Below are 21,596 nucleotides of genomic sequence, written 5' to 3'. Positions count from 1 at the left end.
GGGCGCGGGCGCCCGCGCCCGACCGGGGCCTACTCGAACGCGATGACGCGCTGCAGCAGCACGGGTGCGCGGCGGTCGAGCAGTCGCCCGCCGACGCGCACGCCGACGGTGAGCCACACCGCGCCGAGCACGACCCCGAGGACGAGCGCGACCCAGCCGAGCACGGCCGACGCACGGGAGATCGCGAACCAGGCGAGCAGCGCGGGCGGCGACGCGGCGACGAGCACCAGCAGCCAGCCCGCGGTCTGCGAGAGCACCGTGGACATCGACGCGCCCTGCTTGGTCTGGAACGGGTTCTCGCCCGGCTGCTGCACGGGCTGCACGAACAGCGCCGAGACGATGCTCGCGCCGCCGTACGACGTGAGCATGACGCCGGCGGCCGCACCGAGCAGCGCGGGCACGGCGTCGGCCCGGTCCGCGAGCACCGCCGTGACCACGACGACGAGCACCACGAGCGGGACCCCGACGACGCCCGACGCGATGACGCGACCCAGCCGGTCGACGACGCCGCGCACCCCGGCGCTCACGTGCATCCAGAACGCCGACCCGTCGTACGACACGTCGGCGCTCACGCCCCACCCGACCACGAACGCAGCGAGCACACCCGAGGCCAGCACCAGGTCGTTGCTCCCGCCGCGGGACACGACCCACAGGATCACCGGCGTGAACGGCACGATCGCGAGCGCGACGGCGTAGCGCGGGTCGCGGAACCAGTAGACGAGGCAGCGCCCGGCGACCGCGCCGAGCGGGGTCGCGGGCACGCGGCTCAGCACGCCCAGCCCTCCGGGCCGGGTGCCGCCCGCGGCGGCGCGCACGGGCTGCACGAGCGTGCGCGCGAGCGCGCCCTCCCACAGCCGCAGCGCGAGCGCGAGCGTCGCGGCCGCGATCACGAGCCGCACCGCCGCGAGCCCCAGGTCCCCCGCGGCGACGTCCGCCGGGGCCGCCCACGCCGCGCCGAACGGCGTCCACGCGAGCACGCCGACGAGGTCGTCGAACGTCTCCCGGCTGATCTCCCGGCCGTTGGTGAACGTGCTCAGCGTCGGACCCACGCTGACGATCAGCAGCAGCGTCACGACCGCCATGAGCTCACGTCCGCGACGGCGCGCGACGAGCGGGGCCGCGAGCGCGACGACGGCCCGCCCGCCGACGACCGCGACCGCCAGACCGAGCGCGGCGCCCAGGACCCCGACGAGCAGGGCGGCCGGGTGCTGGAACCACGCGAGGCTCGTCGAGAGCGCGGCCACCGTGCTCAGCACGCCGGGGACGCCGACCAGCGCCGCGACGGCGAGGCCGACGACGAGCGTGCGACGGCCGATCGCGAACGTCGCGAACCGCTCCGGGTCCAGGGTCGCGTCCACGCCGAACGCGAGCAGCGGGATGAACCACCAGCCCACGACGAGCGCCGAGCCGACCAGCACCGTCACGGTGCGCTGCAGCTCGACGTCCTGCGTGCCCACCGCGACCATCCCGGCGACGACGATCACGAGGATGCCCAGCCCGTACAGGACCGCGAAGGCGAACCCCACGACCTGCCACACGCTGCGCCGCAGGCCGTTGGCGACGAGCGCGAGCTTCAGTCGGACGAGGTGCGCAACCACGCGAGCCCCTCCCCCGCGACACGCCCGCCGACGAGCTCGACGAACCGGTCCTCCAGGCTCGCGCCCGCGCGCACGTCGTCGACCGTCCCGGCGGCGAGCACGTGCCCGCCCGCGACGACCGCGACGTGGTCGCACATGCGCTGCACGAGGTCCATGACGTGCGACGACACGATGACCGTCCCGCCCGAGGCGACGTACTGCGCGAGGATGTCGCGGATGTTCGCCGCGGACACCGGGTCGACCGCTTCGAACGGCTCGTCGAGGACGAGCAGGCGCGGGGCGTGCACCAGCGCGCACGCGAGCGCGACCTTCTTGGTCATGCCCGCGGAGTAGTCGACGACGAGCGTGCGCGCGTCGCCCACGAGGTCCATCGCGACCAGCAGGTCCCGCGCGCGCTGGGCGACCGTGTCCCGGTCGAGCCCGCGCAGCAGCCCCGCGTACGTGATGAGCTGCTCGCCCGTGAGCCGGTCGAACAGCTTCACGCCGTCGGGCAGGATCCCGATGAGCGCCTTGCCGGCGACGGGGTCCGCCCACAGGTCGTGCCCGTGCACGAGCACCTGGCCCGCGTCGGGGACGAGCAGGCCGGTCGCCATCGACAGCGTGGTCGTCTTGCCCGCGCCGTTGGGTCCGACGAGGCCGTAGAACGACCCGGCCGGGACGACGAGGTCGATGCCCGCGACCGCGACCTTGTCGCCGAACCGGCGCCACAGCCCGCGCAGCTCGAGCGCGGGCACGGCCGACCGGGGCGCGGGGACGTCACGCGTGGCGGTCGGGTCGGCGGGCGCGGGTGACACAGGCGGCGGTGGGGTCAGGTCGTCCGGCACGCGGTCAGCATACGGACGCTCGCCGACACCGCGACGAGGTTTCCGCCCGCCCGTCCGGGGCCGCTGACCTGCGCAGCGGGCGCGTGTCGGTGGCGTCTGGCACGGTTCGGCGCATGGGACAGCTGCTGCTCGGGGTGCTCGTGGGACTGGTCGTCGGTGTGGTCGCCGGCGGCGCCGTGGCGTGGGCGGGCGCGTCGCGCCGATCCGAGGCGGCCGTGCGGCGCGCCGAGGTCGCCGCCGCGGCGGCCGGCGCCCGTCTGGAGTCCGAGCGGGCCGCCGCCGTCGAGGCGTCGGCGCGCTCGGCCGAGCAGTTCCGCGCGCTCGCGTCCGACGCGCTGGCGCAGTCCTCCGAGCACTTCCTCGCACTCGCGTCGCAGCGGTTCGCCGCGGACCGGCAGACGCAGGTCGGCGAGCTCGCGCAGCGCGAGCAGGCGGTGCGTGAGCTCGTCGAACCCCTGACCCGCACGCTCGACGAGGTGCGCGGGCAGGTCGCCGCGGCGGACCGGGCGCGCGCGGCGAGCGACGCGGCGCTGCGCGAGCAGGTCGAGGCGATGCGTCTGGCGTCCGAGCGCGTGCGCACCGAGACGGCGCAGCTCGTCACCGCGCTGCGCGCCTCGCAGGTGCGCGGACGCTGGGGCGAGATGCAGCTGCGCCGCGTCGTCGAGACGGCGGGCATGCTCGCGCACGTCGACTTCGTCGAGCAGGAGCAGGTCCGCACCGACGACGGCCTGCAGCGCCCCGACATGGTGGTGCACCTCGCGGGCGGCAAGCACCTCGTCGTCGACGCGAAGGTCGCGTTCCTCGGCTTCCTCGAGGCGCACGAGGCGACCGACGAGCGCGTGCGCGCCGAGCGGCTCGCGGCGCACGCACGGCACATGCGCGCGCACGTCGACTCCCTCGCGGCCAAGCGCTACTGGGACCAGTTCGCGCCCGCGCCGGAGTTCGTCGTGATGTTCGTGCCGACCGAGGCGTTCTGGCACGCCGCGGTCGACCAGGACCCGACGCTGTGGGAGTACGCGGCGGACCGCAACGTGGTCGTCGCGACCCCGACGACGCTGCTCGCGCTGCTGCGCACGGTCGCGTACGCGTGGCGGCAGGACGCGCTCGCCGCCAACGCGCAGCGCGTGCTGTCGCTCGGCAAGGAGCTGCACGGCCGGATCGCGACGCTCGGCGGGCACCTCACGCGCCTGGGCCGCTCGATCGACGCGGCGGCCGAGGCCTACAACAAGACCGTCGGGTCGCTCGAGACGCGCGTCCTGGTGAGCGCGCGGCGGTTCGCGGAGCTCGGCGTCGTGAGCGACGACCTCGTGAGCCCGCCCGCGGCGAACCCGCGCCTGTCGGCGCTCAGCGCGCCCGAGCTGCTGGCGTCCGCGAGCGACCAGCTCGTGAGCCTCGGCGGGCTGGGCGAGGCCGACGGCTTCGGAGCCGTCGACGGGTTCGACACGAGCGCGCAGCGCGACGAGCGCGCGCTCGCCGACGAGGCGCCCCACCCCGGGGGCGAGGACGAGCCGGAGGGCTCCGTCAGGCCGGCGTGACGTCGAGCGAGCGCCGCGTCCCGCGGCGCGGCCGCTCGGGCGCGTTGCCTGCCGCCTTGAGGTCGGCGCGCAGCTCGCGCGGCAGCGAGAACATCAGGTCCTCCGTCGCGGTGCGCACCTCCTCGACGTCCTCGAAGCCGAACGACGCGAGCGCGTCCAGCACGTCCCGCACGAGGATCTCCGGCACGGACGCACCCGACGTGACGCCGACGGTCGTCGCGCCGGCGAACCACGCGGGGTCCATCTCGGACGCCTTGTCGATCCGGTAGGACGCACGCGCGCCGTTCTCGAGCGCGACCTCGACGAGCCGCACGGAGTTCGACGAGTTCGCCGAGCCGACCGTGATCACCACGTCGCACATCGGCGCGATCTTCTTCACCGCGACCTGGCGGTTCTGCGTCGCGTAGCAGATGTCGTCGCTCGGCGGGTCCTGCAGCGACGGGAACCGCTCCCGCAGCCGGCGCACGGTCTCCATGGTCTCGTCGACCGAGAGCGTGGTCTGCGAGATCCACACGACCTTGTCGGGGTCCCGCACGACGACGCCGTCGACGTCGTCCGGGGAGTTCACGACCTGGATGTGTTCGGGCGCCTCACCCTGCGTGCCCTCGACCTCCTCGTGGCCGGTGTGGCCGATGAGCAGGATGTCGTAGTCGTCGGACGCGAAGCGCACGGCCTCCTTGTGCACCTTCGTCACGAGCGGGCACGTCGCGTCGATGGTCTGCAGCGAGCGGGCCGCGGCGGCGGCGTGCACCGCGGGCGAGACCCCGTGCGCGGAGAACACGACGCGCGCGCCCTCGGGCACCTCGTCGGTCTCGTGCACGAACACCGCGCCGCGCGCCGCGAGGGTCTCCACGACGTACTTGTTGTGGACGATCTCCTTGCGCACGTACACCGGGGCGCCGTAGTGCTCGAGCGCCTTCTCCACGGCGATCACGGCGCGGTCGACGCCGGCGCAGTAGCCGCGGGGGGCGGCGAGGAGCACGCGTCGGTTGGTCACCTGCCCGATCCTACGTGCTCGTCGACGACGACCAGGATCTGGGAGGACAGGTCGTGGACCTCGCCGGCGGTCGCGCCCTTCATCTTCTGCGCGCTCACCGTCGAGAGGAGCACGACCTCGGGCGAGCACCCGGGCAGGATGCGGAAGCGCAGGTCGAACTGGAGCTGGTCGTGGTGGACCTTGCCGGACACGTCGAGCTTCTGCCACCCGCGCACGCTGCCCGCGAGCTGCACGCACGACGCGGGGTACGGGTCGCCGTTCGCGTCGCGCAGCAGGAGCTTGCCGAGGAACCGCGTGAACGTGCCCTTCTTGCGGTCCTCGGCGCGGCACGTGCCGCGGTACTGCTCGGCCGCGCAGCTCGTCACGTGGATCGTCGCCGACGCGCGCATCCACCGGCCGGGCTCGGTGTCGGTCGGGGCGGCGACGAACGCGGTCATGCGGTTGACGTGCGCGGAGGGTCCGCCCGGGAGCAGCCGCGCCTGGTCGCCCTGCAGGGGCGTGCTGTACGCGCAGGTCGTGGGCAGGGCGCCGGAGTTGTTGAACCGGGGCGTCCAGAAGCACTGCTTGGCATCGACGTCGTCGTTGAGCACGTCGGACACCGTGAGCGTGCCGGGCTGCGCGGTGATCTGCGTGACGCGGTCGTCGGCGACCGCGAACGAGCTGCGCGCGCCCCAGCTGCCGTGGCACTGGTACGTCCCGGGGAGCGTGAAGGTGAACAGCGTTCGCACGGTCACGGTCGACGCGTCCCACGCGAGCAGGTTGCGCGTGGTGCTCTTCGAGCTCGTGGCGTCGCCGTCGTCGGCCTCGCTCGTGATGACGCGGCCGGGCTCACCCTCGCCCGGTGCGCACACGACGCGCCACTGCCCCATGACCTGCCGGTTGGACCCCTTGCCGGGGCGCATGACGGACGGGACCTGGAGCGTCACGAGCCGCTTCTCGCCCGCGGCGGCGATCGCGACCTCGACCGTGCTGCGCCGCAGCACCTGCATGGGCGGCGAGCCGCTCTCGGGCGGGGTGCGGGCGACGTCCACCCGGTTGCCGGAGAACGTCGCGACGACCTCGCCGGAACGTGCGGGGCGCGAGGCCGCGACCATGCGGTCGAGCTCGATCTGCCGGCGCACGCGGTCGCGCTCGATCGCGACCTCGAGCTCGTGGGCCTTGCGCGCCGCGAGCAGCGAGAGCCGCTCCGCGGAGAACGCGGCGACGCGGCGGGCGGCGGACTCGCCCTGCGACACGGCCGCGGCGGCGGCCTGGGCGCGCGCGGCGGCGGTGGTCGCGGTCGCGCCGCCGAGGAGGACGGCGAGCACGAGCACGGAGACGATCGCCAGACGGCGCGCGGGGTGGCGGGTCCGTCGGCGATGCACGCGCAGACCATAACCGCTCGCCCCGTGCGCGGGAACGGCCGTTCGGCCCGCCGTCACCCTGCCGCGGCGAGCCCCCTGGTGACACGCCGGGGCGCCGGTGTGTCGGCCGGGTGCGGCAGGCTGGTCCCGTGAGCGAGACGACACCGCGCGAGCCGCTGCCCCTGCGGGCCGCGGACACCACGCCCGACCGGCCGTGGCCCGTGCGGCACCTCGCGCCCAAGATCGCGGACTACGTGCAGCGCATGCCGCCGGTCTGGATCGAGGGTCAGGTGCTCGACCTCAAGCGCTGGAACTCCACGTGCTTCCTCACGCTGCGCGACACGGACGTCGACATGTCGATCGCGGTCACGACGAGCGCGGCGGCCGTCGCGCGGCTCGGCAAGGGCGTCGGCGACGGCGCGCACCTCGTCGTGCACGCGCGCCCGACGTACCACCTCAAGCGCGGGAGCCTCGCGTTCGCCGCGGACGACGTGCGGCTCGTCGGGCTCGGGGAGCTGCTGGAGCGCATCGAGCACCTGCGCCGCGTGCTGGGCGCGGAGGGCCTGTTCGACGAGTCGCGCAAGAAGCGGCTGCCGTTCCTGCCGGCGGTCGTCGGCCTGGTGTGCGCGCAGCAGGGCGACGCGGAGCACGACGTCGTGTCGAACGCGCGGGGCCGTTGGCCGGCGGTGCGGTTCGAGATCCGCCGCGTGACCGTGCAGGGTCCGCGCGCGGTGCCCGAGGTGAGCGCGGCGGTCGCCGAGCTCGACGCACGGCCCGAGGTCGAGGTGATCGTCGTGGCGCGCGGCGGCGGGTCGTTCGAGGACCTGCTCCCGTTCAGCAACGAGGCGCTCGTGCGCGCGGCCGCCGCGTGCCGCACCCCGCTGGTCAGCGCGATCGGCCACCACCTCGACGCGCCGCTGTTCGACCTCGTCGCGGACCTGCGCGCGTCGACGCCCACCGACGCGGCGAAGCGCATCGTCCCGGACGTGGCCGAGGAGCGCGCGCGGCTCGCGCAGGCCCGCCTGCGGTCGCGCGCCGCGCTCACGCAGCGGCTGGCGCGCGAGCAGTCCGCGCTCGACCACTGGCGCAGCCGCCCGGCGCTCGCCCGCCCCGGCACGCTCGTCGACGCGCACGAGACGCGCGTCCTCGCGCTGCGCGACGCGGCCCGCCGCACGCTCGCCCACCTGCTCGACCGTGCGGACACCGAGGTGCGGGGGCTCGCGGGTCACGTGCGCGCGCTGTCCCCCGCCGCGACGCTGGACCGCGGGTACGCGGTCGTGCAGCGCGCGGACGGCGGCGTGGTGCGTGGTCCCGACGAGGTCGCGGTGGGCGATCCGCTGCGCGTGCGCGTGGCGCGCGGTGAGCTGGCCGCCCAGGTCACGGACACCTGACCCCCCTCGGCACCAGCAGCCACCCCCCCGCGACCCCCGGCCGCGAGCCCACCGCGAGCCGCAGCGACGCGGGTCGGGCGTGGGTCGGGTCTGGTTGACTGGCCGACGTGCCGAAGCAGACCTCGTCCTCCCCCGCACCCGAGGCGGTGCCCGGGGCCACGACCGAGACCCGTGACGACGCGAACGCCGACGTCGCCGGGCTGTCCTACGAGCAGGCGCGCGACGAGCTCGTCGCGGTCGTCACGCGGCTCGAGAGCGGCGCCGAGTCGCTCGAGGAGTCGCTCGCGCTGTGGGAGCGCGGCGAGGCGCTCGCGGCGCGGTGCCAGCAGTGGCTCGACGGGGCGCGGGAGCGCCTGGCCGCCGCGCGCGGGACGAGCGACGAGGACGCGGACGCGTGAGCGCGCAGCCCACGCCCCGGACGGACCCGGGCACGCCCGAGGAGCGCGCGCTCGTCGTCGGCGAGGCGCTGATCGACGTGGTCGAGCGCGCCGACGGCACGCGCGACGAGCACCCGGGCGGCAGCCCGGCGAACGTGGCGCTCGGGCTCGGCCGCCTGGGGCGCGCGGTGGACCTGCTCACGTGGCTCGGCGCGGACGCGGAGGGCGACCTCGTGCGCCGGCACCTCGCGGCGTCGGGCGTGCGGGTGCTCGCCGGGGACCGCAGTGCGGTGCGCACGCCGCTCGCGACCGCGCACCTGGACGCCGAGGGCGTCGCGACGTACGAGTTCGACCTGGAGTGGGACCTGCCGCACGCGTGGGACGGCGACGACGTCGCGCCCCTCGTCGTGCACACCGGCTCGATCGCCGCGGTGATCGAGCCGGGCGCGACGCGCGTCGCGCACGAGGTCGCGCGGCGGCGCCCCACGTCGACGGTCACGTACGACCCGAACCTGCGCCCGGCGCTCATGGGCTCGCCGCAGCACGCGCTGGCGTACGTCGAGTCGATGGTCGCGCTCGCGGACGTCGTCAAGGTCAGCGACGAGGACCTCGCGTGGCTGCACCCGGGCGTCGCGCCCGCGGAGATCGCCGAGGAGTGGGCGCAGCGCGGGCCCGCGCTCGTCGTCGTGACGCACGGCGGGGACGGCGCGTTCGCCGCGACCGCGGCGGGTGCGCGGCTGCGCGTCCCGGCGCCCGAGGTGACGGTCGCGGACACGGTCGGCGCGGGCGACTCGTTCATGGGTGGCCTGGTCGACGGCCTGTGGTCGGCGGGGCTGCTGGGGGCGCAGCGGCGCGACGCGCTGCGGGACGTCGCCGCACCGACGGTCGAGGCGGTGCTGCGCCGGTGCGCGCGCATCGCGGCGATCACGGTCTCGCGCGCGGGAGCGAACCCGCCGCGCGCCGACGAGCTCGACTGATCAGCGACCCGCAGCCGCGCTCTCCTTCTTCTCGCGCGCCTGGGCCCGCTCGAGCGAGGTCTTGCGGTCGGCCTCGTTCTGCTCGTCGATCTCCCGCGCGCGGTCGGCGTCGAACGTGAGGTTCTCCCCCGACTCGGGGTCGAAGACCAGGAGCTTGCCGGGGTCGAACCAGAGTGTCGCGGTGTCGCCGTCCCGGATGCGGGACTCGGAGTCGAGCGCCACGACCAGCTGCGTGCGCAGGCCCTCGCCGTCGAGGTCGCGGTCGAGCTCCTCGAGCGTCCCGGCGACCTCGGCGCTCGTCTCGAACGGCACGTACGCGAACAGGTCGGAGCCGAGCCACTCGGTGACGTCGACCTCGGTCTCGAACGTGGTGCCCGCGTCGCGCTTGTGGTCCTCGAGCAGGGACGCGTCCGCGAAGTGCTCGGGGCGCAGGCCGACGATGACGATCTTGCGGTCACCGATCCGCGAGCGCAGGTCGTCGGACAGGGGCACCTCGGCGAACGGCAGGCGCAGCCCGCCGTCGACGACCTCGCCCGGCAGGAAGTTCATGGGGGGCGAGCCGATGAACCCGGCGACGAACAGGTTGACGGGCTGCTCGTACAGCCCGCGCGGCGAGGCGACCTGCTGCAGCTCGCCCTTGCGCAGCACGGCGACGCGGTCGCCGAGCGTCATGGCCTCGGTCTGGTCGTGCGTGACGTAGACGGTCGTCGTGCCGAGCCGGCGCTGCATGCGGGCGATCTCGGTGCGCATCTGACCGCGCAGCTTCGCGTCGAGGTTCGACAGCGGCTCGTCGAACAGGAACGCGTTCGCGTCGCGCACGATCGCGCGGCCCATCGCGACGCGCTGCCGCTGCCCGCCGGACAGGTTGGCGGGCTTGCGCTGCAGGTGGTCCTGCAGCTCGAGGGTGGACGCGGCGTGCTCGACCTTCGCGCGGATCTCGTCCTCGGAGAACTGCCCCTTGGTGAGCCGCAGCGGGAACGCGATGTTCTCGAACACGGTCAGGTGCGGGTACAGCGCGTAGTTCTGGAACACCATCGCGAGGTGCCGCTCGCGCGGGGCCTTGTCGTTGACCACCTGGTCGCCGATCCTCAGCTCGCCCGACGTGATGTCCTCGAGGCCCACGATCATGCGCAGGAGCGTGGACTTCCCGCAGCCGGAGGGCCCGACGAGGATGACGAACTCGCCGTCGGCGATGTCGAGGCTCACGCCCTTGACGGCGAGGAAGCCGTCGCCGTAGCGCTTGACGATGTCCTTGAGGGTGATGGCGGCCATCGGAAGTCTCCTTGTTCAGCCCTTGACGGCGCCCTGGGTCAGGCCGGACACGATCTGGCGCTGGAACAGCAGCACCAGGATGACGACGGGGACGGTCACGACGACCGCCGCGGCGGAGATCGCGCCTGTCGGCTCCTCGAACTGCGACGCGCCGGTGAAGAACGCGAGCGCGGCGGGCACGGGTCGCGCGGCGGACGTCGAGGTCAGCGAGATGCCGTAGACGAAGTCGTTCCACGCGATGAAGAACGCGATGAGCGCGGTGGTGAACACCCCGGGCGCCGCGAGCGGCACGATCGCCTTGCGGAACGCCTGCCACGGCGTCGCGCCGTCGACCTGCGCGGCCTGCTCGAGCTCCCACGGGATCTGCCGGAAGAACGCGGCGAGCGTCCAGATGGAGATCGGCAGCGTGAGCGACAGGTACGGGATGATCAGGCCGAGCCACGTGTCGTACAGGCCGATGCTGCGCCACAGGTTGAACAACGGCGTGACGATCGAGATCACGGGGAAGATCGAGACCCCGAGCGCGGTCGTGAGGATGAGCCGCTTGCCGCGGAAGTCGAGCCGCGCGATCGCGTAGGCGGCGAGCGTCGCGAGCACGACCGCGACGAACGTCGCGATGAGCGAGATGCCGATGGAGTTGCGCAGCGCGGGCAGGAACAGGTCCTTCGCGGAGCCGGCGAAGATCTGCTCGTAGTTCGTCGTCGTCCACGTCTTCGGCCAGAACGTGCCGAGGTTGAGCTGGCTGGGCAGCTTGAACGAGGTGGCGATGATCGACACGACGGGCAGCAGCGCCCACACCATGACGACGACGGTGATGACGGCCCACCAGACCTTCATGCGGGTCGTGAGCGTGCGCATCAGCCCTCCCCCCTCGCGCTGGCCAGGTCGACCTTGAACAGCTTGATCGCGATGAAGCAGATCCCGATGACGCACAGGAACAGCAGCACGGAGATCGCGGAGCCGAGCCCGATCTCGAGGCGTCCGATCGACGTGCGGTAGGCCAGCAGTGACAGCACGGTCGTGCCGTTCGCGCCGTTCGTCATGATGAACACGTTGTCGAAGATGCGGAACGCGTCCAGGGCCCGGAACAGGACGGCGACCATGATCGCGGCCTTCATGTTCGGGAGGACCACGCGCTGCAGGCGCTGCGCCCACGTGGCGCCGTCCACCTCGGCGGCCTCCTCGAGCTCGCCCGCCACCTGCGAGAGGCCCGCGAGCAGGAGTAGCGAGATGAACGGCGTTGTCTTCCAGATCTCGGACGCCATGATGACGAACAGGCTCGTGCCCTGGTGGGCGAACCAGTTGAGGTCCGGGTCGATGCCGGGCACCCAGTCGAACCAGTGGTTGACGAAGCCTGAGCTGATGTCGAACGCGTAGAACCACGCGAACGCGGAGACGACCGTGATGATCCCGTAGGGCACGAGGATCGCGGTGCGCAGGACGCCGCGCAGCGAGCGGATCGCCCGGTGCATGACGAGCGCGAGCAGGAACCCGAGCACGAGCTCGACGAGGACCGTGATGACGGTGATGAGCGCGGTCACCCAGAACGCCTGCCACCACACGGGGTCGCTCAGCACGACGACGTAGTTCTGGCCGCCGTTGAACGCCTTGTCGCCCGGTGCGGTCAGGCGGTACGAGAACAGCGAGTCGTAGAAGGCCTGCAGGATCGGGTAGATCGTCACGGCGACCATGACGACGAACGCGGGTCCGGCGAGCCACCAGCCGAGCCGCGCCTCGTCGCGCGCACGGTCGCTCAGCCGCTGCCGCGCGCGCCCGCGCCGCGTCGTGGTCTCGGTCCGCGCGTCGGCCGCAGCACCCGGCGGGATGGACGTGGTCACAGCAGCGCCTCCCCTCGCAGGACGGCGGTGATGAAGTCGGTGGACTCCTGCGGTGTGGTGTCCGGGTCCACCGCGGCCGGTGGGTGCCACGTCTCCTGCAGCCCGGTGGACACCTCGTTGTAGTAGGGCGTCTGCGGCCGCGGCGCGGCCTGCTCGAGGGACTCGCGGATGACGTCCGCCATGGGGAACGCCTTCTGGACGGCGGGGTCGTCGTACGCCTTCGTCGACGCGGGCGGGTTGCCGTTCGTCGCGAAGTACTCCGCCTGGTTCTCGGGGGTGACGATGCACTGCGCCGCTGCGAGCGCGAGGTCCACGTGCTCGCTGAACGCGCCGATGCCGAGGTTGATCCCGCCGTACGGGGGCCGCGCCTCGTCCTCCTCGTCGACCCGGGGGTACAGCGCCCAGCCGATGTCGTCGACGAGCGAGGCGTCGAGCGTGCCGTCGTCGACGGCCGCGTTGGTGGCCGACCACACGAACGGCCAGTTGACCATGAACGACCCGTTGTCCCGCTGGAACACGGTCATCGTCGCGTTCTCGTCCGCGGTCGGCAGACCGGGACCGCCGAGACCCTCGCGGCCGATCGTGCCGATGATCTCGGCGGCCGCGCGCCCCGCGTCGCTCTCGAGCCCCAGCTCGATCTCGTCGGCCGGCGCCTCCGGGTTCTCCAGGACGTGCCCGCCCGCGGACTCCACGAGCGCGTTGACCCACACCGTGAGCGACTCGGCCTTCGCGCCCTGGACGCCGAGGACCTTGCCCTGCTCCTTCGCGGCGTCCATGATCTGCTGCCACGTGACCGGCTCCTTCGCCGGGTCCAGCCCGGCGGCCTCGGCGACCGACTTGCGGTACCAGAGCAGCTGCGTGTTCGCCCAGAACGGGATCGCGACGAGCTCGTCCTTCCAGGTCGCGCCGTCGATCGCCCCCTGCACGACGTCCGCCGAGACCTTCTCGGCCACGTCCTTCGGGATCGGCGCGAGGAAGCCGGGCTCGGCGAGCTCGGGGATGAACGGCGGGTCGAGGCTCATGATGTCGATCGACGAGTCCTTCGCCGCGAGCCGGCGCGCGAGCTGCTCGCGCTGCGAGGCCGCGTCGCGCGGCAGGACCTCGGTCGCCAGGCGGTACTCCCCGTCCGCCTCCTGCGTGCACCGCGCCGCGATCTCGACCTGGCCGCCGTTGTCCGGGTTGATGTACCACGTGAGGGTCGGCGGTCCGGACTCGGCCGCGCACGCCGCCAGGGGAAGAGCGACCGCGACCGCGGCGAGCGCCGCGAGGCTGCGGGTGCGTCGGCCCACGATGACCCCCGTCCGTTGCGCGTCGTTGTGCTGCGTCCTGGGTACACCTTGTGGGGCGTCGCCGCACGTCGAGGGCCTCGGGATGCGCTCGTGGAAGTTTTGTGCGCATTCGTGCGCGCACAGGTAGTCCGTCCGGAGTGCCCCTCGTGCGCGGTACCGTCCTCCCGTGTCGAACTACCTCGGCGTGACGCTGCGCCGCGAGCTCCTACCCCGGGTCGAGCAGTGGCTCCGGGCTCGCGGCTCGGTCGACTCCGAGCACCGGTTCGTCGACCTGGACGAGCGCACCGTCCTGCTGCTCGTGAGCCGGGGCCTCGACGCGTGCCTCGAGCAGGGCCGGTTCTTCCGCGGCACCGCCGTCTCCCCCGAGCACGGCGCGATCGGCTTCGGGCTCGCCGGCTGGGACGCGATGCCCGCGGGAGCGCACACCGACCCGCACGGCGTCTCGGGCGAGTTCGTGCTCCTCGAGTGGGACGACGACGCCGTCGTGGCCCGCCGGGACGTGCTCGGCTCGGTCGCGCTCGCCTCGACGTCGGGCGACGGGTTCGCGGCGGTGTGCGACTCGCTGCTCGTGCTCGTCGACCTGCGCCGCTGGCTGGGCCAGAGCGTCACGCAGCACACCGAGGTGCTGCTCGCGCGCACGTTCCCCAACAACTTCGCCTCGCAGCAGATCAGCGAGGACACGCACGTCGTCGAGATCTCCTACGCGGCCGCCGGGCGGGGCGTGCGGATCCCGCTGCGCACGCTCCGCGTCGAGCCGGACGGTCCGCTGCTCGCGTCGCGGGTCGTCGACGTCGACCTCGACCCCGTCGCCGCGATGCGGGGCGCCGCGACGTTCGTCGCGCGCACCATGACGACGCTCGCGCTGCGCGACGACTTCGACGTCCGCCTCATGCTGTCCGGCGGCTACGACTCGCGCGTGCTGCTGGGCGGCGCCGTGCACGGCGGTGCCGCCCACCAGCTCGTCGTGCACACCCGCGGCGGCGCGGGCAGCCACGACCGGGACGCGCGCGCGGTCGCCCCGATCGCCGAGCACTACCGGCTGCGCATGGGCGTCCCGCGCAAGAAGACCACACCCACCGAGGACGCCGGGTCGCCGCTGACGCTGCTCGCCTCGTCGACGCTCGGCTTCTACGACACGCTCTCGCCGCTGAGCACGATCCGGCGCGGCGCGATCAACATCAACGGCGTGGGCGCGGAGATCTTCAAGGGCAACTGGAAGTGGCGCACGCACCGCGAGATGTTCGAGGAGACCAACCAGCGCGCGGTGCAGCTGCCCTCGATGAAGGCGCAGGCCATCAAGGGCATCCGCGCCACGGGTGGCGACCCGCGGTGGGCCGACGCGAGCGAGATGCTGTACTGCGGCTTCCGGAACGGCATCCACGGCGCGGGCGCGTCGATCGCGCTGTCGATGACCGGGCTGCGCCCGCTGCACCAGGTCGCGCTCGCGGCCCTCGGCCACCAGCGCCTCGACGGCCTGGCGCCGCGCGAGCGCCGCGACCGGGCACGCCTGCGCGGCCAGGGCGAGAACGTCATGGCCGGGCTGCTCGCGCTCATGGACACCCAGCTCGCCGCGATGCCGTACGACAAGCCGGAGAAGGCGCTCGCGCCGGACCTGCTCGCGCAGCGCCTCGCGGAGCTCGGCGGACCGCTCGGACCGGACGCGAAGACCGAGCTGCCCGTGCACGGGCTGCCGTCCGACGTCCCCGCCGGCCCGTCGGCCCTCGGCATGGGGGTCGCGGAGCACGCCGGGATGACCGGTCCCATGACGACCGAGAACCTGCTGCGCCTCGCGGAGCGCGGCTACGAGAGCATCGAGCACCTCGCGGTGCGCCCCTCCTACGTTCGGGTCCACAAGCGCGCGCGGGAGCGCCTCGTCGAGCTCGGCGAGTCGCCGCGCGACGCCGGCGCGACGCTCGGGAAGCTGCTCGCGCTCGCGATGATCGGCTGACCGCGGCGACCGCCGCGGCCGCGTGCGGCCTCGGCCGTGAGACCGCCGCGCGCAGGATGTCCGTTCCTGCGACGATGACCGGCGTGACGACACGGATGACCCCCGCCGAGGCCTGGACCGCGCTCAAGAACGGCAACTCCCGGTTCGTCGCCGGTGAGATGCTGCACCCGTCGCAGGGCGTCGACCGCCGCGCCGAGGTGAGCGAGTCGCAGCACCCGTTCGCGGTCCTGTTCGGCTGCTCGGACTCGCGCGTCGCGGCCGAGATCATCTTCGACCAGGGGCTCGGCGACCTGTTCGTCGTCCGCACCGCCGGGCACGTGCTCGACACGACCGTGATCGGCTCGATCGAGTACGGCGTCGAGGTGCTGGGCACCCCGCTCGTCGTCGTCCTCGGCCACGACTCGTGCGGCGCGGTCGCCGCGGCGACGTCCGCGCTCAACGAGGGCACGTTGCCCCCGGGCTTCGTGCGTGCGGTCGTCGACCGCGTGATCCCCAGCATCGTCGGCCTCACGCGGGCCGGCGAGGGTGCCGACGGGCTCGACGCCGCCGTGCTCGGCCACGAGCACGTCAAGCACACCGTCCGGATGCTGCAGGGCTACTCGGTGTCCCTCGCGGACGCCGTCGAGGAGGGCCGCTGCGCGATCGTCGGGCTCGAGTACGCGCTCGCGGACGGGCGTGTGCGCATCGCCGAGGTCGTCGGCGACATCGGCGAGGCCTGAGTCCTCAGCAGTACGGGGCCGTCGGGGACCGGGTCGTCAGGGGAACCAGGGGTCGTCGGGCCGAGGCCGCGCCGACGGCTCGTCGTCGTGCGGCGTGACGCGCTCGCGCCAGTAGGCCGACCCGTCGCCGCGGCGGCCGAGCAGCCCGGCCTCGACCAGGTCACGGCGCAGCCGGACGGGGTCCTCGACCACCTCCGCGAGGCGCTCCGTCACCTGCTTCTCGTCGGCACGCTCGCCGGAGGCGAGGACGAGCGAGGCCAGGTGCTCGACGACGAGCGTGCGGTCGGCCTGACGCCGCGGCGAGCGGACGAGGCGCCCGCGCTCGAGGAACCGCTCGGCCGGGCAGACGTCGGGGGCATCGGCGTTCACGAGGGCCAGTCTCGTGCATGCGGCAGGATGGGCGTATGACATCTGCGCTTCCCGACGACGGGGTCGAGTACCGGATCGAGCACGACACCATGGGTGAGGTCCGGGTCCCGGCCGCCGCCCTGTACCGCGCGCAGACGCAGCGCGCGGTCGAGAACTTCCCCATCTCGGGATCGCGTCTCGAGCGCGGCCACATCGAGGCCCTCGCGCGCATCAAGAAGGCCGCCGCGCGCGCCAACGCCGAGCTCGGCGTGCTGCCGGGCGACGTGGCCGAGGCGATCGCCGCGGCCGCCGACGAGGTCGCCGCGGGAGCGCACGACGCGCACTTCCCGGTCGACGTCTACCAGACCGGTTCCGGCACGTCGTCGAACATGAACACCAACGAGGTGCTCGCGACGCTCGCGACGCGCTCGCTCGGCGCGGACGTGCACCCGAACGACCACGTGAACGCGTCGCAGTCGTCGAACGACGTCTTCCCGACGAGCGTGCACGTGGCCGCGACGGCGGGCGTGGTCCGCGACCTGGTGCCGGCCCTGGAGCACCTCGCGGGGGCGCTCGGCGCGAAGGCCGACGCGTGGGCGGGCGTCGTGAAGTCCGGCCGCACGCACCTCATGGACGCCACGCCGGTGACGCTCGGCCAGGAGTTCGGCGGGTACGCCGCGGCGGTGCGCTACGGCATCGAGCGCCTGCAGGCCGCGCTCCCCCGTGCGGCCGAGGTGCCGCTCGGTGGCACCGCGGTCGGTACGGGCATCAACACGCCCGCGGGCTTCCCGCAGCGCGTCATCGAGCTGCTGCGCGAAGACACGGGGCTGCCGCTGACCGAGGCGCGTGACCACTTCGAGGCGCAGTCCTCGCGCGACGGCCTGGTCGAGCTCTCGGGCGCGCTGCGCACCATCGCGGTGTCGCTCACCAAGATCTGCAACGACCTGCGCTGGATGGGCTCGGGCCCCAACACGGGCCTGTCGGAGATCGCGATCCCCGACCTGCAGCCGGGCTCGTCGATCATGCCGGGCAAGGTGAACCCCGTGGTGCCCGAGGCGGTGCTCATGGTCGCCGCGCGCGTCGTCGGGAACGACGCGACGGTCGCGTGGGCGGGCGCGTCGGGCTCGTTCGAGCTCAACGTGCAGATCCCGGTCATCGCCTCGGCGGTGCTGGAGTCGATCCGCCTGCTCGCCAACGCGAGCCGTGTGCTCGCCGACAAGACGATCACGGGCCTGGTGGCGAACGAGGAGCGCGCGCGGGCGTACGCCGAGTCGTCGCCGTCGATCGTCACGCCGCTCAACCGCGTCATCGGCTACGAGGCCGCCGCGAAGATCGCGAAGCACGCGGTCAAGCACGGGCTGACGATCCGCCAGTCCGTCGTGGACCTCGGCTACGTGGAGCGCGGCGAGGTCACCGAGGCCCAGCTCGACGCGGCGCTCGACGTGCTGAGCATGACGCGCCCGCCGCAGGCCTGACCCGCCACCCGACGAACCGAAGGCCGGCCACCCGTGGTGTGGCCGGCCTTCGGCGTCTCGTCGCGCTCCCTCGTCAGGGGGCACGGGGTCGCGACGGGTCTCGGGTTCAGGACGGGTCCGGTTGGAACTCCCAGCGCACGGGCAGGCGCTTGTCGGCGTAGTCGAAGATCGCCTGGTTCTCCCAGCCGTTGCCCGACCAGCTGTTCGTCGGGTCCCACGCCGAGCCGGGCACAGCGGTCCAGGTGCCCTCCCAGTAGAAGACGCCCAGGCCGCGCCCGCCGGGCAGCCCGGCGACGACGTTCTGGACCGCCCGCACGTACGACGCCTGGCCCGCAGGCGTCGCGGGGAAGCCCGGGATCACGTTCCCGCTGCCGAAGATGTTCGTCAGCGCGTCGTCCTGGGCGGTCGTGAACCCGTAGGCGGTCTCGACGACCGCGAGCTGCTTGCCGGGGAACGCCGCGAGCAGGGTCTTCGCGCCGCTCTGCAGCGAGGACAGGCTGCCGTGCCAGTAGCCGTAGAACGACAGGCCGATCACGTCGAACGGCACGCCCTGCGCGGCCGCGTTCGCGTACCAGCTCTGCAGCCCCGAGACCCCGTTGTTGAGGTTCGTCAGGTGCAGGACGATCTTGGCGTTCGGCTGGACGGCGCGCACCGCCTCGGCGCCCGCCCTGAGGAGCGTCCCGAGGTTCGACCAGCTCGACACCGAGCCGGACGCCGCGCCGCCCGTCACGAGCATGCCGGGGTTGATCTCGTTGCCGACCTGCACCATGTCCGCGGGCGTGCCCTGGTTCTTGAGCGCGGTGAGCACGTCCGTGGTGTGCGCCGCGACCGCGCCGGCGAGCTGGCCGAGGGTGTACGACGACCACGCGGCCGGCACCTTCTGCGCGCCGGGGTCCGCCCACGTGTCGGAGTAGTGGAAGTCGACGAGCAGGCCCATGCCGGCGGCCTTGACGCGCTTGGCGAGCGCGAGGACGCGCGCCTTGTTGTTGTAGCCGTCCGCGGGGTTCACCCAGACCTTGAGCCGCGCGTAGTTGACGCCCGAGCCCGCGAGCAGCGCGACCGCGTCACCCGCGTTGCCGTTCTCGTCGCGGTAGACCGCGCCGTTCGCCTCGTTCTTCGGCAGCGAGGAGACGTCCATGCCGCGGACCGGACGCGTGATGCGCCCGGACTCGATCGTCACGTCGTCGAAGTGCGCCCACGCGCCGCCCACCGTCGTGGAGGTCTTGAGCACGACCGTGCACGACGAGCCGGGGACGTACGCGGACGCGGCGACCTGCAGCCAGCCGTTGTCCTGCTCGGTGCTGGGCACGTCCTGGTAGCGCCACGTCGACCCGGCGCACTCGAGCCCGATCTTGGTGACGTCGAGGGCCTGCCCGGGCGTCGCCGAGCCGGACCTCGCCCAGACGCGCAGCGTGTACCAGCCCGCGGTGAAGCCGGACACGGTCTGCCGCAGCTCCGTCGTGTAGGCGCCCGACGCCCACAGGTTCGCGCGCCGGGACCCGCCGTGCGCTCCCGACGAGGCGACCGACGCCGCGGACGTGGTGCCCGTGACGGTCCACCCGGTGAGCGCGCTCGAGCTGGACTCGAACCCGGCGTTCGTGATGCTCGGCGCGGCCTGTGCCGGCAGCGCGAACGCGCCGGCGATCAGCAGCCCGCCGGCCAGTGCCGCGACCGCGCGGCTCGCCCTCGTGATCCCCATCCGTCCTCCTCGACGTCGGTCGGCGCGGAGCAGGGACACTGTGACCGTTCCCAATCGCACCGTCGAGCGGGAACGTACTGCGGGTCGACGTCCGCGGCATAGAGCGCGTGACGACGGGTTCGCGATCTGTGACCGTTCCCAATCGTTTCGCCACCCGATCGGACGCGGCCCCGAACCGCTCAGGACTGACGCGGCGGCGCGACGGCCTCGGCGGCCGCGCGCTCGGGCGCGACGGTGCGCGCGTGGGGCTGCACGGCGTGCATCGCGAGCGCGGAGACGAGCCCGACGACGAGGACGCCCGCGGTGAGCAGCAGCGTCTGCGCGGTCGCGGTCGCGAAGCCCCTGCTCACGGCGTCCAGCGCGGCGGCACGCACCTGGTCGACGAGCTCGGCGGGCACGCCGTCGGGCACCGCGAACCGGCCCGTGGCGCTCGACAGCGCCGACGCGTCGAGGCGCGAGAACGCGTCGAGGAACGGCCCGCGCGCCGCCTCCGGGAGGCCTCGGGCCGCCTCGGCCGCCGCGTCGGGAACCGTCGCCGACAGCCGGGACGTGAGCATCGCGACGACCGCGGCCGAGCCGACCACGGCACCGATCTGCCGCGTGGTGTTGAACGCCCCGGCCCCGGCTCCCGCGGTCCGCTGGTCGAGGCCCGCGGTCGCCGCCGCCGCGAGCGGCGAGAACACGAGCCCGGTGCCGATGCCGAAGATCGTCATCGGCACCACCAGCGTCCACACCTGCGCGTCCGGGCGCACCGCGGCCGCGACCCACGTCACGACCACCGCCAGGACCGCGAACCCCGCCGAGACCACCCACTTCGCGGGCACGCGGTCCGACAGGCGGCCCGCGAGCGGCGCGACGACCCCCGACACGAGCGAACCGCCCGCGCCCACGAGCGCCGCACGCAGCGGCGACAGCCCCAGCACGAGCTGCAGGTAGATGGTGAACGGGAAGAAGATGCCGGTCATCGAGAACGTCACCGCGGCGCCCGAGACGTTGGCGAGCGAGAAGTTGCGCACGTGGAACAGGCGCAGCGGCAGCAGCGCGCGGTCGCCGATCCGGTCCTGCCACCACGCGAACACGCCGAGCACCAGGACACCCGTGCCGATCACGAGCCACACCGACACGGGCCCGCGGATGGTGCCCCAGTCGTACGTCTCGCCCTCCATCAGGCCGAACACCAGCAGGAACATGCCGACGACGGACAGCGCGACGCCGAGGAGGTCGAACGAGCGCGCGTGCGTGGGCAGCGACGGCAGCGTGCGCACCGCGAACCACAGCGCGGCCGCACCGACCGGGAGGTTGATGAAGAAGATCGACTCCCAGCCGATCGACTCGACGAGCACGCCGCCGAGCACGGGGCCCGTGATGGTCGCGACGCCCGCGACCGCGCCCCACACGCCCATGGCCGCGCCGCGGCGCTCGGGCGGGAAGACGCGCGTGATCATCGACATCGTCTGGGGCGTCATGAGCGCCGCGCCGACGCCCTGCGCGGCTCGCGCGGCGACGAGCACACCGACGGAGCCGGCGAGCCCGCAGACGGCGGACGTCACGGTGAACACGACGAGGCCCGCGACGAACACCGGTCTCGGACCGAACCGGTCCCCGAGCCGGCCGGTCACCAGCAGGAGCACCGCGAACGTCAGCAGGTAGGCGCTGTTGACCCAGCCCACGCCCGTGAGGTCCGCGTCGAGCTCGCGCACGAGGGTGGGGACGGCGATGTTCACGATCGTCGTGTCGAGCATGATCATGAAGAACCCGAGGCACAGTGCGGGCAGCACGCTCCAGGGGCTGCGCCCGTGCAGGTCCACGGGACCGGGGCTCCGCGGTGCGCCCACCGGGCCGGCGGACGTGCGGTCGTGCGTCATGGCGAGATGCCTCTCGGGCGGCTGGACGATCGGTCTGGGTGCGAGCGAGGTGCGAGCGAGGAGCGGGCGAGGAGCGGGCGAGGAGCCGGATGGAGGGCGGC

The 21,596-nt window shown here is 73.6% G+C and carries 18 protein-coding genes; 7 read left to right on the top strand and 11 right to left on the bottom strand.

Annotation, left to right across the window (positions count from 1 at the left end; translation table 11 throughout):
• Positions 1 to 29: 29 nt before the first annotated feature.
• The gene (locus F1D97_RS07175) at positions 30 to 1,598 is read right to left on the bottom strand and encodes a hypothetical protein (protein ID WP_236123165.1); all 1,569 of its coding nucleotides are present in this window, start codon (positions 1,596 to 1,598) and stop codon (positions 30 to 32) included.
• Positions 1,574 to 2,422: an ABC transporter ATP-binding protein gene (locus F1D97_RS07170; protein WP_396022565.1), complete on the bottom strand. Its 849-nt coding sequence runs from the start codon at positions 2,420 to 2,422 to the stop codon at positions 1,574 to 1,576. The genes F1D97_RS07175 and F1D97_RS07170 overlap by 25 nt, the downstream gene beginning before the upstream one ends.
• Before the next feature lie 113 nt (positions 2,423 to 2,535).
• Between F1D97_RS07170 and F1D97_RS07165 the strand changes: the two genes are divergently transcribed.
• Positions 2,536 to 3,957, top strand: a complete 1,422-nt coding sequence (locus F1D97_RS07165) for a DNA recombination protein RmuC (protein ID WP_236123164.1) — start codon at positions 2,536 to 2,538, stop codon at positions 3,955 to 3,957.
• Here the strand turns inward: F1D97_RS07165 and F1D97_RS07160 are convergent.
• Complete coding sequence (locus F1D97_RS07160) at positions 3,944 to 4,963, bottom strand: 4-hydroxy-3-methylbut-2-enyl diphosphate reductase (protein WP_396022581.1); 1,020 nt, start codon at positions 4,961 to 4,963, stop codon at positions 3,944 to 3,946. The genes F1D97_RS07165 and F1D97_RS07160 overlap by 14 nt on opposite strands.
• Entirely contained in the window at positions 4,951 to 6,318 is a 1,368-nt protein-coding gene (locus F1D97_RS07155; protein ID WP_236123162.1) for a hypothetical protein, read from the bottom strand. Before F1D97_RS07155 ends, F1D97_RS07160 begins: the two co-directional genes overlap by 13 nt.
• A 128-nt stretch (positions 6,319 to 6,446) precedes the next feature.
• Between F1D97_RS07155 and xseA the strand changes: the two genes are divergently transcribed.
• The 3 genes from xseA to F1D97_RS07140 all read left to right on the top strand — a co-directional run bounded on the left by xseA (position 6,447) and on the right by F1D97_RS07140 (position 9,042).
• Positions 6,447 to 7,688 (top strand): exodeoxyribonuclease VII large subunit, encoded by a 1,242-nt coding sequence (gene xseA, locus F1D97_RS07150; RefSeq protein ID WP_236123161.1) that lies wholly within the window; start codon positions 6,447 to 6,449, stop codon positions 7,686 to 7,688.
• Positions 7,689 to 7,795: 107 nt separating this feature from the next.
• Positions 7,796 to 8,086: an exodeoxyribonuclease VII small subunit gene (locus F1D97_RS07145; RefSeq protein ID WP_396022564.1), complete on the top strand. Its 291-nt coding sequence runs from the start codon at positions 7,796 to 7,798 to the stop codon at positions 8,084 to 8,086.
• The gene (locus F1D97_RS07140; protein ID WP_236123160.1) at positions 8,083 to 9,042 is read left to right on the top strand and encodes a carbohydrate kinase family protein; all 960 of its coding nucleotides are present in this window, start codon (positions 8,083 to 8,085) and stop codon (positions 9,040 to 9,042) included. Before F1D97_RS07145 ends, F1D97_RS07140 begins: the two co-directional genes overlap by 4 nt.
• Here F1D97_RS07140 and F1D97_RS07135 read toward each other — a convergent pair whose 3' ends face one another.
• The 4 genes from F1D97_RS07135 to F1D97_RS07120 form a co-directional block, all read right to left on the bottom strand.
• A complete protein-coding gene (locus F1D97_RS07135) occupies positions 9,043 to 10,314 on the bottom strand; it encodes an ABC transporter ATP-binding protein (protein WP_236123159.1) in 1,272 nt (423 codons plus the stop codon).
• Positions 10,315 to 10,329: 15 nt separating this feature from the next.
• Positions 10,330 to 11,172, bottom strand: coding sequence for a carbohydrate ABC transporter permease (locus tag F1D97_RS07130; RefSeq protein ID WP_236123158.1), 843 nt, complete (start codon positions 11,170 to 11,172; stop codon positions 10,330 to 10,332).
• Entirely contained in the window at positions 11,172 to 12,071 is a 900-nt protein-coding gene (locus tag F1D97_RS07125) for a carbohydrate ABC transporter permease (RefSeq protein WP_236123516.1), read from the bottom strand. Before F1D97_RS07125 ends, F1D97_RS07130 begins: the two co-directional genes overlap by 1 nt.
• Before the next feature lie 77 nt (positions 12,072 to 12,148).
• Entirely contained in the window at positions 12,149 to 13,441 is a 1,293-nt protein-coding gene (locus F1D97_RS07120; protein WP_236123157.1) for an extracellular solute-binding protein, read from the bottom strand.
• A 166-nt stretch (positions 13,442 to 13,607) separates the two neighbouring features.
• Between F1D97_RS07120 and F1D97_RS07115 the strand changes: the two genes are divergently transcribed.
• A complete protein-coding gene (locus F1D97_RS07115) occupies positions 13,608 to 15,389 on the top strand; it encodes a hypothetical protein (protein WP_236123156.1) in 1,782 nt (593 codons plus the stop codon).
• A gap of 74 nt (positions 15,390 to 15,463) precedes the next feature.
• Complete coding sequence (locus F1D97_RS07110; protein ID WP_236123155.1) at positions 15,464 to 16,108, top strand: carbonic anhydrase; 645 nt, start codon at positions 15,464 to 15,466, stop codon at positions 16,106 to 16,108.
• 36 nt (positions 16,109 to 16,144) lie between these two features.
• On the opposite strand, the gene F1D97_RS07105 is transcribed toward F1D97_RS07110, so the two are convergent.
• Positions 16,145 to 16,477 carry a DUF2087 domain-containing protein gene (locus F1D97_RS07105; RefSeq protein WP_236123154.1) on the bottom strand — a complete coding sequence of 111 codons (333 nt, stop codon included), beginning with the start codon at positions 16,475 to 16,477 and terminating at the stop codon, positions 16,145 to 16,147.
• Positions 16,478 to 16,512: 35 nt separating this feature from the next.
• Here F1D97_RS07105 and F1D97_RS07100 point away from each other — a divergent pair, with 35 nt between their 5' ends.
• Positions 16,513 to 17,931: a class II fumarate hydratase gene (locus F1D97_RS07100; protein WP_236123153.1), complete on the top strand. Its 1,419-nt coding sequence runs from the start codon at positions 16,513 to 16,515 to the stop codon at positions 17,929 to 17,931.
• A 106-nt stretch (positions 17,932 to 18,037) separates the two neighbouring features.
• On the opposite strand, the gene F1D97_RS07095 is transcribed toward F1D97_RS07100, so the two are convergent.
• Positions 18,038 to 19,630 carry a glycoside hydrolase family 53 protein gene (locus F1D97_RS07095; RefSeq protein WP_236123152.1) on the bottom strand — a complete coding sequence of 531 codons (1,593 nt, stop codon included), beginning with the start codon at positions 19,628 to 19,630 and terminating at the stop codon, positions 18,038 to 18,040.
• Between the two features lie 179 nt (positions 19,631 to 19,809).
• A complete protein-coding gene (locus tag F1D97_RS07090; RefSeq protein ID WP_236123151.1) occupies positions 19,810 to 21,495 on the bottom strand; it encodes a DHA2 family efflux MFS transporter permease subunit in 1,686 nt (561 codons plus the stop codon).
• Between the last annotated feature and the right edge of the window lie 101 nt (positions 21,496 to 21,596).

It is taken from the genome of Cellulomonas palmilytica (genome assembly GCF_021590045.1).
Taxonomy (GTDB): Bacteria; Actinomycetota; Actinomycetes; order Actinomycetales; family Cellulomonadaceae; genus Cellulomonas; species Cellulomonas palmilytica.
This window is presented reverse-complemented; position numbering and strand designations above follow the sequence as displayed.